Genomic DNA, 12,651 nt, shown 5'->3' with positions numbered 1-12,651 from the left:
CGCCGATCGCCCCAACCGCTCGCTGCGGAGTATCATTCGAAGTCCGAGGGTTGATCACTTGGCAGTGGGCCCCGGATCGCCGCCCGGCGCGTCAGGCGGGTCAGCTCCTCAGCCTGACGCGTCTGGGCAGCACTTTTGGAACCGGCCTTCCGGCCCTCTCTCCCCCCGCACACCACACCTCGGCGCGCACGCTGCGCGCCGACGCGATGCGTGAGTCCTTAGGCCTTCTTGGGCGTATGCGACACGCACCAGCCCTTGGCGTTCACCGACTTGCCGGGGAACAACTGGCAGGGGCCGTAGCCGGCCGTGCCGGTGCCGGAATAGAACTGGCAATTGGCGCAGACATCGCCGGCCTTGTGCTTCGGATTCTTCGACTTGCTGGCGTCCTCGACGTAGTCGAGCGCCTTGGCCGTCGGGTCGGATTCGGCCACGTGCGGCAGGTCCGCCGCGCGCGCGAAGCGCGGCAAACTCCCTGCCACTGCTGCGGCCGCTGCGGTACCGGCCGCCACCTTGAGGAAACGCCTGCGCGACTGGAGATCTTTCTCTTGCGACATGGATGAACCTCCGTTGTTTCGCCGCCGCGAACGCGACAGCCCTGGCCGATGGTACGCTCGCGGCGTCAATGAAACCTGACTTGCGAGAACGACTCGCATTTGCCGCGGGAAGCACGAAACCGCGTGCTATAGTCGCCCACCGTTTGGACGTCCAAATCCCCATGCAGGAACTTCCCTCCTCCGTCGATCCGGCCCGCTTCGCCCTGTGCGCGGACGCCATCGCCGACGCCGCGCGCGAACTGTCCGCGCTGGGCTGGACACCGGCCACCAGCAGCAATTTCTCGATGCGCATCGATGACGAGCTTGCCGCGGTCACCATCTCCGGTCGCGACAAGGGCAAGCTCGGGCGCGAGGACATCATGCTGGTGGACATGGCCGGGCACCCGGTCGGCACCCGCGCCCGCCCCAGCGCCGAAACCGAATTGCATACCCAGCTCTACCGCCGCATGCCGGCTGCCCAGGCCGTACTGCACACGCATTCGCGCACGCAGAGCGTGGCCTCGCGGCTGTTCGCCCGCGCCGGGCGCGTCGTGCTGGAAGGCTGGGAACTGCAGAAGGCGATCACCGGCTACACCACGCACGAGAGCGTGCTCGAGATCCCGGTGTTCCCCAACACCCAGCACATGCCCGAGCTCGTCGCCCAGGTCGACGCCTGGCTCGACGCCGGCAAGCCGCTGCACGCCTACCTGATCGACGGCCACGGCATCTATGCCTGGGGCGCCGACATGGCGCAGGCACGTCGTCACCTCGAAGCGCTCGAATTCCTGCTCGGTTGCGAGCTCGACCTCAGGAGACTGTCCGCATGAGCCGCCTGCGCATCTACGACGAAACCCATCCGGACCAACCCGTGGGCGTGTATACCCGGCTGGAAGACATCGCCCGCGAGCTCGGCGACGCCGGCGTCCGCTTCGAGCAATGGGAGGCAGGCGCCCCCATTGCCCCCGGCGCCAGCCAGGAGGACGTCATCGCCGCCTACCGTGCCGACATCGACCGGCTGATGCGCGAGGAGGGCTACCAGTCCGTCGACGTGATCAGCCTCGCGCCCGATCACCCGGACCGCGCGGCGCTGCGGCGGAAATTCCTGAGCGAGCACACCCACAGCGAGGACGAGGTGCGCTTCTTCGTCGCCGGCAGCGGCCAGTTCACCCTGCACCTGCGCGGCAGGGTCTACGACGTGCTGTGCGAAGCGGGCGACCTGATCGGCGTGCCGGACGGCACGCCCCATTGGTTCGACATGAGCGAGTCCCCCTATTTCGTCGCCATCCGCCTTTTCACCAACAAGGAAGGCTGGGTCGCCAACTTCACCGGTACGGACATCGCCGAGCGCTTCCCGCGGATGGAACCCTCGGCGCGCTGAGGGGGCTGGACAAGGAAGCCGCTGCTGCAATAAGAGCTTGAAGTCCGCCGATCCACGCGCGCCCGCCGGCGCTGCGGCTATGCTGGCGCTTCCCCAACGCACATGACGCCCATGACCACCATCCGCGCCATCGTCACCGACATCGAAGGCACCACCAGCTCGATCAGCTTCGTCAAGGACGTGCTGTTCCCCTATGCGCGCAAGCGCCTGCCCGCGTTCGTCGAAACGCATGCGGACCGGCCCGAAGTGCAGCACTGGCTGCACGAGGCGGCCAAGGAAGCGGGCATCATCGAGGCCACCCGCCAGGAGATCATCGAGCTGCTGCTGGGCTGGATCGACCAGGACCGCAAGTCCACCGCGCTCAAGGCGCTGCAGGGCATGGTCTGGCGGGAGGGCTATGAGGCCGGCGAATACCAGGCGCACGTCTATCCGGAGGTCGCCGCCCGGCTGCACGACTGGCGTGCCGACGGTTTGCGCCTGTACGTCTACTCCTCCGGCTCGGTGCCCGCGCAGCGGCTGTTCTTCCGCTACAGCGAAGCGGGCGACCTGACGCCGCTGTTCGCCGGCTACTTCGACACCGAAACCGGCCCCAAGCGCGAAACCGCTTCGTACGCCAGGATTGCCGAAGCAGTGGGCGAACGGCCGGAACATATCCTGTTCCTTTCCGACATCGTCGAGGAGCTGGACGCCGCGCGGGCGGCAGGCCTGCAGACCGGATGGCTGGTGCGCCCGCCACAGGCGATGCCCGCGCAGCCGCGACATCCCGTGCATGCCGGCTTCGACACGATCCGGATCTGACGACCGCGATGCGTACCGCACTGATTGCCCTGCTCGCCTTCGCCGCCGGCATCGTGGTGATGCTCCTGGTGCGGGACCGGCTGCAGCCAGCCGCCGTGCCTGGTGCGCAGGCGTCGGTGGTGCAACCGGTCGCTCCAGCGAGCGCTCTGCCACCGCCGGACGATGCCGAAGCCGAAGCTGCGCCCGGCGGCGACAACTGGCCCGAACAGGCCCCCACGCCCGAGCAGGTGATCTACGCGCAATCGCAGCGGCTGGACCAGGCCCTCGCACGACTGGGGCCGCGTGTACCCGGCAAGCCGAACCTTTACCTGGTGGCCTTTGCCGGCGACGGCGGCGAGGACGTGTTCCGCAACGAGGCCGAGTACGCTGCGCGGCTGTTCACCCGCCGCTTCGGCCCCAGCGCCCACGCGCTGGTGCTGGAGAACAATCCCGATACGCTCGCCACCCGCCCGCTCGCCACCTGGAGCAACCTGGAGCACGCGCTGGATGGCCTGGCCCGGGCGATGGATCCGCAACAGGACATCCTGCTGCTCTACCTCACCAGCCACGGCAGCGAGGACCACAACCTGCTGGTGGACATGGACCCGCTGCCACTGGACCAGATCGGTGCGGACGACCTGGGTTCCATCCTCAAGACGCGGCCGTTCAAGTGGAAGGTCGTGGTGGTCAATGCCTGCTATTCGGGCGGGTTCGTGCCCTCGCTGCATGGCGCCGGCACCCTGGTGATCACCGCGGCGCGCAGTGATCGCAGCTCGTTCGGCTGCGGCAACGATTCGGCCGCCACCTACTTCGGCCGCGCATGGCTGATCGACGCGCTCAACCACACGAGCGATTTCATTGCCGCCTTCAGACAGGCCTCCGGCGAAGTCGCGACATGGGAGCGGCAGGACCGCCTGCTCGCCTCGGAACCCCAGATCGACATCGGCGCGGGCATCGCAGGCCAGCTTTCGAAATGGCAGGCCGGCATCCGGCCCGGTCCGGCGGTGCCCTTCGAGCCGGGCACGGCGGCCATCGCCCTGCAGAACAAGGCGGCGGCCGTGCGGTAACGGCTACGGTGCCTGGGCAGCACCGGCAGGCGCGGCGCCCTGCGCATCAGGCGGATGGCGCTCGGCCAACACACGCGCCACCTGTTCCCAGCCCAGGCCGCGCGAGCGCAGCAGCACGATCAGGTGATAGACCAGATCCGCCGCCTCCCCGAGCAGCGCGGCATCATCCTGGGCGACGGCTGCCAGCGCGGTTTCCACGCCTTCCTCGCCCACCTTCTGCGCCATCCGGCGCACACCGCTTTCCAGCAACTGCGTGGTGTAGCTTCCGGCCGGGCGCTCCCGGGCGCGCCGCGCGACCAGCGCATCGAGCTCGGCCAGGAAACCACCCGGCGGCCGCACCGTATCGCCGAAGCAGCTGCGCGTGCCCCGGTGGCAGGTCGGGCCTGCAGGCTCGGCGAGCACCAGCAGCGTGTCGGCATCGCAATCGACGTGCAGCGCCTTGAGCCTGAGCACGTTCCCCGAGCTTTCGCCCTTGGTCCACAGGCGCCGCTTGCTGCGGCTGTGGAAGGTGACGCATCCGCTGGCGCGGGTCGCCGCGAGTGCATCGGCATCCATGTAGCCGAGCATCAACACCTCGCCGGTGAGCCAGTGCTGCACGATCGCCGGCACCAGGCCATCGCCCTTGGCAAAATCCACGTTCGCTTCGCCGCCCAGATTCATGCCGCCTCCACCGCGGACGGGATGCGCACCGCCACACCTTGCCCTGCCAGCCACTGCTTGAGCGCCGGCACCTCCATGGCCCCCGTGTGGAACACGCTCGCCGCCAGCGCCCCGTCCACATCGGCCTCGACGAAGACGTCGCGGAAATGCTCGCGCGCACCGGCGCCGCCGGAGGCGACCAGGGGTACTTCGCACAGCGCGCGTGCCTGCGTCAGTTGCGCGATGTCGTAGCCCTGGCGCACACCGTCGCTGCCCATGCAGTTGAGCACGATCTCCCCTGAACCCAGGCGCTGCGCTTCGACGATCCAGTCCAGCGTGCGCCTTGCCAGCGCCTGCGTGCGCGAGGGATCGCCGGTGTACTGACGCACGCGCCACTCCCCGTCGGCATCGCGGAGCGAGTCGATGCCCACGACCACGCATTGCACGCCGAAGGCTTCCGCCAGCTCGCCGATCAATGCCGGCCGTTGCAGTGCCGGCGAGTTGATCGAGACCTTGTCGGCCCCGGCATGGAGCACGGCGCGCGCCTCCTCCACGCTGCGGATGCCGCCGGCCACGCAGAACGGAATGTCGATCACCCGCGCCACCCGCTCGACCCAGCCGCGGTCGACCGTGCGCCCTTCCGGGCTGGCGGTGATGTCGTAGAACACCAATTCGTCGGCCCCTGCGTCGCGGTATCGCAACGCCAGCTCGACGATGCCGCCGACCACCGCGTGGTCGCGGAAACGCACGCCCTTGACCACCTGGCCATCGCGTACGTCCAGACAGGGGATGATGCGGCGGCTCAGCATCCGGCTTCCTCCCCCGCTTGCACGAACGGACCTTGAAGCGCCAACGCCTCGCGCAGCGTGAAGCGGCCCTCCAGCAGACCTCGCCCGAGGATCACTCCATGCGCGCCGGCAGCCTTTGCGGCGCGAATGTCGTCCACCGAACGCACACCACCGGACGCCTGCACGGTCAGCGTGGGCGCGATGACCGCAAGGTGGCGGTAGAGCGCCAGGTTGAAGCCGGCCAGCATGCCGTCGCGGTCGATGTCGGTGCACAGCAGGTGGCGGGCGCCGTGCGCCGCATACCAGGGCGCCAGATCGTCGAGCGTGCGCGTTTCCGGCTGCGTCCAGCCGGCGCTGGGCAAGGTCCAGCGGTCCTCGACCCAGCGCGTATCCAGCGCGATGGTGAAGCGCTCGCCGCCATGGCGTTCCAGCCAGCCCGCCACACGCACCGGCTCGCGGATCGCCACGCTGCCCAGCACCACGCGCCGCACCCCGGCATCGAACAGTCGGTGCACGTCGCCGATGCCGCGCACGCCGCCGCCCGCCTGCACGTTCAGGCCGGTGCGCGCGATGGCCTCGATGACCGCGAGGTTGGCAAGGCCGCCGGCCTTGGCGCCGTCCAGGTCGACCAGGTGCAGCCATCGCGCCCCGTCCGCCGCATAGGTCTCGGCGAGCGCCAGCGGATCGTTGGCGTAGGTGGTCTGGCGCGCGTAGTCGCCCTGGGCCAGGCGCACGACCCGGCCGGCGCGCAGGTCAATGGCGGGGATGATGTCGATGTTCATAGCGCGAGGAAGTTGTGCAGCAGGCGGGCGCCCACCGCAGCCGAGCGTTCCGGATGGAACTGCATGCCGAAGAAGTTGCCCTGCGCGATGACGGCCGAGAACGGCTGGCCGTGATCGGCCGAGGCCAGGGTGTAGTCGCCCACCGGCACCGCATAGCCGTGCACGAAGTAGGCCTGCGCGTCGGGGGCGATGCCCGCGAGCAAGGGATGCGTCCCGAGCGCACGCAGCCGGTTCCAGCCCATGTGCGGAACACGCAATCCCGGCCCGGACGTCATCCGCCGCACGGGAGCGGCAATCAAACCCAGGCAGTCCACGTCGCCCTCGTCCGAATGGCTGCATAGCAATTGCATCCCCAGGCAGACGCCGAGCACCGGCTGCCTCAGTCCGCGCAACAGCTCCACCAGGCCCAGTTCGCGCAGCCGCGCCATGGCCGGGCCCGCGGCGCCGACACCGGGCAGGATTACCTTGCCCGCGCTGCGGATGGCGTCCGGATCGGCGGTGAGCGGCGCGTCCACGCCCAAGCGCTGCAGCGCATAACGGACCGAGCCGATGTTGGTGCCGCCGGCGTCGACCAGCACGACCGAAGATGCGCGGTGGCACACGTTATCCCCGCTACCACGCCTTCCCGGCGACAGTGCGGGAAAAGCGGTTGCCGCGGACATCACAGCGCCCCCTTGGTGCTGGGCAGCTCGCTGCCCTCGCGCCGCAGTGCCTGGCGCAATGCGCGGGCGACCACCTTGAAGCAGGCTTCGACCATGTGGTGGGCATTCTCGCCGCGCACCGACAGGTGCAGATTGGCGCCCAGGGTTTCGCACAGCGACCGGAAGAAATGCGGCACCAGCTCGGTAGGCAGACCACCGACGTGTTCGCGCGGGAAGCGGCCCTCGAACACGAAGCACGGCCGCCCCGACAGATCCAGCGCGGCGCTGGCCAGGGACTCGTCCATCGGCAAGGTGAAGCCGTAGCGGCCGATGCCGCGCTTGTCGCCCAGCGCCTGGCGCAGGGCCTGCCCGAGCGCGAGCGCGCAGTCCTCCACGGTGTGGTGCTCGTCCACCCCGATGTCGCCTTCGCAGCCGAGCGTCAGCGCGAAGCCGCCGTGCTTGCCCAGCTGGTCGAGCATGTGGTCGAAGAAACCCAGCCCCGTCCGTACCCGCGATTCGGCCGAACAATCGAGATCCACGGCCACCTCGATCGAGGTCTCGCGCGTGCGCCGAGCCACCGTGCCCAGGCGCGGCGTATCGAGCAGCCGATGCGCGACGCCGGCCCAATCCAGTCCAGTCCCCAGGCGGAAGCCGCGCACGCCCAGGTTGGCGGCCAGCTGCAGGTCGCTTTCGCGGTCGCCGACCACCGCCGAGGCGGCTCGGCTCCAGCCGTCGTCGGCCAGGTAATGGCGCAACAGACCCACGCCTGGCTTGCGCGTGTTCAGGCCTTCGTGGGCGAAGCTGCGGTCGACCAGCACCTCGCCGAACACGATGCCCTGCGAGGCGAGGATGCGCAGCAGCAGATCCTGCGGTCCGCGGAAGGCTTCCTCGGGAAAACTCGGCGTGCCCAGCCCATCTTGATTGGTGACCATCACCAGCTCGTAACCGGCCGCCATGCAGCGCTGCAGCGCGCCGATCACGCCGGGCACCAGGTCGAGCTTGTCGTAGCTGTCGATCTGCTCGTCCGGCGGCTCGACGATCAGGCAACCGTCCCGGTCGACGAATAGGATCTTGCGGCTCATGCGGGCGCATCCTTGGAAAGCCGCGGCCCTCCCGTCACAGGCTCGGCTAGCACGGCGAGTACCCGGTCGTTCTGCGCCGGCGTGCCCATGGTGATGCGCAAGGCATCGTGCAGTCCCGCGTAACGGCGTACGTCGCGCACCACGATGCCCGCGCCGAGCAGGCGGCGGAATGCGCCGTCGGCATCGTCGAAGCGCACGGCCAGGAAATTCGCCTGCGACGGCAGCACGGCGCGCACGCCGGGCAGGCCGCGCAGCGCTCCGGCCATGCGCGAGCGCTCGACGCGGACGGTATCGATACGCGCACGCGCCGCCGCCTGCCCCGCCGCCGACAAGGCCCGCAACGCCGCCGCGAGGCAGGGCCGCGGTACCGGATACGGCGGCAGGATGCGCCGCAACAGCGCCACCACGGCAGGATCGGCAAGCAGGCAACCGATGCGCGCCCCGGCCAGGGCCCAGGCCTTCGACAGCGTGCGCAGCACGACCAGGTGTTCGTAGCGGTCGAGCAGCGTCGCCGCGCTGACTCCGTCGGCAAACTCCGCGTAGGCCTCGTCCACCACCAGCAGCGCACGCCCGGCCAGCTGCCGGGCCAGACGCTCCACCTGCTCCAGCGCCACGCCGGCGCCGGACGGGTTGTTCGGCGCACAGACGAAAACCAGCTTCACCGTGGGGGTGAGCGCCGCCAGGACCGCATCGACGTCCAGCGCAAAGCCGTCAGCCAGCGGCACCTCGACCACCGCCGCGTGCTGGATGCGCGCGCACACCGCGTACATGCCGAACGTCGGCGGCTGCACCAGGATCGCATCCTGGCCGGCACGGCAGAAGGCGCGTACCAGCAGGTCGATCGCCTCGTCGCTTCCGCGACCGACCAGCACCTGCCCGGCGCGCACGCCGTAGAGCGCAGCCAGCTGTTCGAGCAGAGCCGCCGGTTGCGGATCGGGATAGCGGTGGCAATCCAGCTCCTCGTCGCCGAACGGCGCCCAGGGCGACTCGTTGGCGTTGAGCAGCACGTCACCGCCGGCCGCCTCCATGCGCGCGGAGGAATACGGCACCAGCGCGCGGATCTCCGCGCGGGCGAGTTCGATCACGCTCATGCGACCGGCACCTTTGCATCCATCGGCTGCAGCGCGGCCAGGCGCAGGGTCACCGCCCGGCGGTGCGCCTCCAGTTGCTCGGCCGCGGCGAGCGTGGCCGTGCAAGGGCCGATCGCCTGCAGCCCGGCGGGGGTCAGTTGCTGCACGCTGATCTGCTTCTGGAAGCTCGCCACCGACAGGCCGCTGTAGCTGCGCGCGTAACCGTAGGTCGGCAGCACATGGTTGCTGCCGCTGGAGTAGTCGCCCACGGATTCGGGCGTCCACGCACCCAGGAACACCGAGCCGGCGCTCTGCACGTGGTCGAGCCAGGCGCGCGGCTCGGCGACCTGGAGGATCAGGTGCTCGGGCGCGTAGCGGTTGCTCACCGCCAGCGCCTCGTCCAGCGAACCCACCTCGATCAGCCGGCTGTGCGAAAGCGCTTCGCGTGCGATGGCGGCGCGGGGCAAGGCCGCACACTGCCGTTCGATCTCGCTCGCCACCACATCCAGCAGCACGGCCGACGGGCTGACCAGCAACACCTGCGAATCCGGCCCATGCTCGGCCTGCGACAGCAGGTCGGCCGCCACGAAATCCGGCCGGGCCTGCGCATCGGCGATCACCAGCACTTCCGACGGGCCGGCCGGCATGTCGATCGCCGCGCCCTGCGGATCGATCGACACCTGCAGCTTCGCCTCGGTCGCCCAGGCATTGCCGGGGCCGAACAGCTTGTCGCAACGGGGCACGCTGGCGGTGCCGTAGGCCATGGCGGCGATCGCCTGCGCGCCGCCGAGCTTGAACACCCGGTGGGCGCCGACCACGCGCGCGGCGTAGAGCACCGCCGGATCGCAGCGGCCGTCCGCCCGCGCCGGCGAGCACAGCACGATCTGCGGGCAGCCCGCGATGCGCGCAGGCACGCCCAGCATCAGCGCGGTCGAGGGCAGCGGCGCGCTGCCGGCGGGCACATACAAGCCGACCCGGCCGATCGGCCGCTGCACGCGCTCCACCCGCACGCCGGGCGCGGTATCGACCGCCACCGGCCCGGGAGCGGCGGCGCGGTGGAACGTCTCGATGCGCGCCGCCGCCTCGCGGATAGCCGCCTTCAGCGCCGGGTCGAGCGCGGCCTGCGCCTCGTCGATCTCGGCCGCCGTCACCTCCAGGCTTTCCAGCTGGACACGGTCGTAGGCATTGGTGAAGCGGAAGAGCGCATCGTCACCGTGCGTCCGCACGGCGGCGAGGATCCGCTGCACGCCCTCGCGCAGATCGTCCGCGCGCACCTGCTCCGGACGCGCGAGTGCGTCGGCGCGGCCGCGCTCGTCCAGGCCGTTCCAGTCCAGCCGCCTCATGCCAGCATCCTCTCCACCGGCAACACGAACATCTCGCGCGCGCCGGCCTTCTTGATCTCTTCCAGTTGGCGCCAGCCCACCTCGCCGGCGCACAGCGCCTGCAGCAACACCTGGTCCGGCTGGCCGGCCAGCGGCAGCAGGGTCGGCTGCGGCCCGCCCGGCAAGAGGCGGGTGATCGCCTCCAGCGAGCCACGCGCCGCCTGCAACAACAGCAGGCGTGATTCGCGCGCCTGGATCACGCCGTCGATGCGCTTGAGCAGCAGTTCGACCAGGTCGCCGCGCTCGTCCGCCGGCAACACCTGCGGCCCGACCAGCAGCGCCTCGCTCTGCAGCACCACGTCCGTTTCGCGCAACTGGTTGGCCGCCAGCGTGCCACCGCTCTGCACCAGGTCGCAGATGGCGTCGGCCGTGCCCAGCCGGGGCGCGATCTCCACCGAACCGGCCAGCGTCACCACGCCCGCGTCGACGCCGCGCTCGCGCAGCCACTGGCCGAGCAGGCCCGGATAGGACGTGGCGATGCGCCGCCCGGCCAGGTCGGCCGGACCGGCATAGTCCAGCTCTTGCGGCACCGCCAGCGACAGCCGGCAGCGGCCGAAGCCCAGCGAGCGCCATTCGGCCAGCGTGAGCTGGTCATCGCCCCCGCAGGTGAGCTGGTATTCGTTGAGCACGTTGCGCCCGACTATTCCTAAATCGCACACGCCCTGCGCGATCAGCCCGGGGATGTCGTCGTCGCGCACCAGCAGAAGGTCCACCGGCTCGCCCTCGCCGAAGCAGAACAGCTTGTCGCGGCTCTGCCGGAAGGTGAACCCGCAGCGCGTAAGCAGATCCTGAGCGGGCTCGGTGAGCCGGCCGGACTTCTGCATGGCGATGCGCAAGCGGTCGCGCGGCCTCACGGCGACACCCTCGCGAGTTTGCGCTTGCGCGCCGCGCGCGCTGCCGCCGCGAGGTAGCCGCCGTTGCCCTGGTTGAGGAAGCGCGCGACCCGACCGATGGTGGTGATGCTTACCCCCGTGCGCTCGTGGATCTCCCGGTAAGGCAGCTCCTCCTGCAGGTACGGCACCACGCGCCAGCGGTCCACCAGCGCCTCCAGCTCCGCCGGCGTGCACAGGTCGTGCAGGAACGCCTGCATCTCGTCCACGTCGCGCAGCGCCAGCAGCGCCTCGCATAGGCTGCGCTCCACCGACTCGTTCGGGGTTTCGGGGTCGATCGTTCGTCGCTTCATAACGTACTAATGCGCTAATACGAAGGTGCGAAGGTACAGCAGCGTTTGCGAACACGCAACTGCGCGAAGCCTTGGAACGATTCGGGAGATACCTTACTTGGGCAGTTGCGGCTGGCCGGTGCCTGCTGCGGTAGGCGCAGGCGTGGGCGCCAAGAGCGGTAGGCGCCCCGACCATCGGTGCACCCGACTTCTGCTGTCGGCTTGCGCCTAGGCTGCCGTCGGATCGTTGCCTGGCTCGCGGGGCAACAGGCGACCGTGCAAGACAAAGCCTCGTGCGGATCAGGCAGTGGCCGCCCAAGGCTAAGTCCGCTACCGGCCAGACGCAGACACCCGCGCATCTCCGGTCAGCTAACGCTATATGCCCAGGCCGCAGCTCCGCTTTTTTACCGCCCGTGCTGCGCTAACGCGATCATCGGCTGGCGCACCCCGTACATCAGCGTGCGCCACAGCCACTCGATGGGGCCGAACCGGTATCGATGCAGCCAGACGATACTTAGAGCTATCTGGAACGTGTAGACAATGATACCGAGGCCCAGGACCTCTGCAGCGCCTAGCCTGCCGAAGTAACCCAGTTCATAGCCGAAAAAGATCCCAGTGAAGGTCACGGATTGGAGCAAGTAATTGGTAAACGCCATGCGACCAAGCGGTGCGAAGGCTTGAAGCACCCGCTTGGCAGCGGTGAGTTCGACCAACGCGATGACCGCTGCGCCATAGCCCAAACCCATGAAGATGCCTGAGGCGTTCGCAAGGCACGACCACTCCACCGGGGTCAAAGCCCAAGGGTTATTGGCCTGCAGCCACTCAGGTGCGCCCGTGAGCATCCCCGCTATCAGTCCGAAGCTCGCGACAGCTAGTAGGAAACCTCGGTGCCGATGCGGATCCCTCAGAACACCGCCACGCCACGCCAGCATACCCACCAGGAACAGCCCCAAGGTGCGTGGAAATACGTACTCGTGCAGCGGCAGGATGTAGGGGAGCTCATCCCAGCTGAAACGGACGATTTTTCCGTACGTGCCTGTTGCATAAACACGGTTGGCCTCAAGCACGTGATGGTTCAACCAGGCGGCAGACGGCCAGGAAATCGGTAGCGACAGGGCCGGCATGACGACGTAGAGTGCGAGTAGCCCTGCGGCGGTGAACGCTGTGCTCTGGACGGACATAGACAGAAACGGCAGTGCCACAAGTCCAGCTAGGTGTGATCTCTCAGTAGGTTGTTCACCCGGGGCGATCCCGGGATTCTGGAGGTGCGACCCAACCAGCACACCAGGAGCCCCGGATGAACCTGCATAAACATGCCCGTCTTACGCCCCGAGGTCGAGCCCTGCTCGT

15 protein-coding genes are annotated in these 12,651 nt (G+C 69.1%); 4 read left to right on the top strand and 11 right to left on the bottom strand.

Annotation, left to right across the window (positions count from 1 at the left end; translation table 11 throughout):
• Positions 1-218 precede the first annotated feature (218 nt).
• Positions 219-554, bottom strand: coding sequence for a high-potential iron-sulfur protein (locus VGU65_RS06005; RefSeq protein ID WP_327473794.1), 336 nt, complete (start codon positions 552-554; stop codon positions 219-221).
• A gap of 161 nt (positions 555-715) precedes the next feature.
• Here VGU65_RS06005 and VGU65_RS06000 point away from each other — a divergent pair, with 161 nt between their 5' ends.
• The 4 genes from VGU65_RS06000 (at position 716) to VGU65_RS05985 (ending at position 3,755) form a co-directional block, all read left to right on the top strand.
• Entirely contained in the window at positions 716-1,360 is a 645-nt protein-coding gene (locus tag VGU65_RS06000) for a methylthioribulose 1-phosphate dehydratase (protein ID WP_327473792.1), read from the top strand.
• Complete coding sequence (locus VGU65_RS05995) at positions 1,357-1,911, top strand: 1,2-dihydroxy-3-keto-5-methylthiopentene dioxygenase (RefSeq protein WP_327473790.1); 555 nt, start codon at positions 1,357-1,359, stop codon at positions 1,909-1,911. The genes VGU65_RS06000 and VGU65_RS05995 overlap by 4 nt, the downstream gene beginning before the upstream one ends.
• Before the next feature lie 111 nt (positions 1,912-2,022).
• Positions 2,023-2,709, top strand: a complete 687-nt coding sequence (mtnC, locus tag VGU65_RS05990) for an acireductone synthase (protein ID WP_327473788.1) — start codon at positions 2,023-2,025, stop codon at positions 2,707-2,709.
• 8 nt (positions 2,710-2,717) lie between these two features.
• Positions 2,718-3,755, top strand: coding sequence for a C13 family peptidase (locus VGU65_RS05985; RefSeq protein WP_327473786.1), 1,038 nt, complete (start codon positions 2,718-2,720; stop codon positions 3,753-3,755).
• Positions 3,756-3,758: 3 nt separating this feature from the next.
• Here VGU65_RS05985 and hisIE read toward each other — a convergent pair whose 3' ends face one another.
• From hisIE to VGU65_RS05935, 10 genes are all read right to left on the bottom strand, one after another.
• On the bottom strand, positions 3,759-4,415 hold the full coding sequence (gene hisIE, locus VGU65_RS05980; RefSeq protein WP_327473784.1) for a bifunctional phosphoribosyl-AMP cyclohydrolase/phosphoribosyl-ATP diphosphatase HisIE: 657 nt from the start codon (positions 4,413-4,415) through the stop codon (positions 3,759-3,761).
• The gene (hisF, locus tag VGU65_RS05975) at positions 4,412-5,203 is read right to left on the bottom strand and encodes an imidazole glycerol phosphate synthase subunit HisF (RefSeq protein ID WP_327473782.1); all 792 of its coding nucleotides are present in this window, start codon (positions 5,201-5,203) and stop codon (positions 4,412-4,414) included. The genes hisIE and hisF overlap by 4 nt, the downstream gene beginning before the upstream one ends.
• Positions 5,197-5,964 carry a 1-(5-phosphoribosyl)-5-[(5-phosphoribosylamino)methylideneamino]imidazole-4-carboxamide isomerase gene (locus VGU65_RS05970; RefSeq protein ID WP_327473780.1) on the bottom strand — a complete coding sequence of 256 codons (768 nt, stop codon included), beginning with the start codon at positions 5,962-5,964 and terminating at the stop codon, positions 5,197-5,199. Before VGU65_RS05970 ends, hisF begins: the two co-directional genes overlap by 7 nt.
• Entirely contained in the window at positions 5,961-6,566 is a 606-nt protein-coding gene (hisH, locus tag VGU65_RS05965; RefSeq protein WP_327473778.1) for an imidazole glycerol phosphate synthase subunit HisH, read from the bottom strand. The genes VGU65_RS05970 and hisH overlap by 4 nt, the downstream gene beginning before the upstream one ends.
• Positions 6,567-6,625: 59 nt before the next feature.
• On the bottom strand, positions 6,626-7,687 hold the full coding sequence (hisB, locus tag VGU65_RS05960) for a bifunctional histidinol-phosphatase/imidazoleglycerol-phosphate dehydratase HisB (protein WP_327473776.1): 1,062 nt from the start codon (positions 7,685-7,687) through the stop codon (positions 6,626-6,628).
• Positions 7,684-8,778, bottom strand: coding sequence for a histidinol-phosphate transaminase (hisC, locus tag VGU65_RS05955; RefSeq protein ID WP_327473775.1), 1,095 nt, complete (start codon positions 8,776-8,778; stop codon positions 7,684-7,686). Before hisC ends, hisB begins: the two co-directional genes overlap by 4 nt.
• Positions 8,775-10,100 (bottom strand): histidinol dehydrogenase, encoded by a 1,326-nt coding sequence (hisD, locus tag VGU65_RS05950; protein ID WP_327473774.1) that lies wholly within the window; start codon positions 10,098-10,100, stop codon positions 8,775-8,777. Before hisD ends, hisC begins: the two co-directional genes overlap by 4 nt.
• Positions 10,097-10,963 carry an ATP phosphoribosyltransferase gene (gene hisG / locus VGU65_RS05945; RefSeq protein WP_327474100.1) on the bottom strand — a complete coding sequence of 289 codons (867 nt, stop codon included), beginning with the start codon at positions 10,961-10,963 and terminating at the stop codon, positions 10,097-10,099. Before hisG ends, hisD begins: the two co-directional genes overlap by 4 nt.
• A gap of 26 nt (positions 10,964-10,989) precedes the next feature.
• Positions 10,990-11,322 (bottom strand): YerC/YecD family TrpR-related protein, encoded by a 333-nt coding sequence (locus VGU65_RS05940; protein ID WP_327473772.1) that lies wholly within the window; start codon positions 11,320-11,322, stop codon positions 10,990-10,992.
• Between the two features lie 383 nt (positions 11,323-11,705).
• Positions 11,706-12,482 (bottom strand): DUF418 domain-containing protein, encoded by a 777-nt coding sequence (locus VGU65_RS05935; RefSeq protein ID WP_327473770.1) that lies wholly within the window; start codon positions 12,480-12,482, stop codon positions 11,706-11,708.
• Between the last annotated feature and the right edge of the window lie 169 nt (positions 12,483-12,651).

The organism is Frateuria sp., assembly GCF_035943815.1.
Classification (GTDB): domain Bacteria; phylum Pseudomonadota; class Gammaproteobacteria; order Xanthomonadales; family Rhodanobacteraceae; genus Frateuria_A.
Note: the sequence above shows the minus strand (reverse complement) of the source record. Positions and strands in the feature narration are given on the sequence as shown.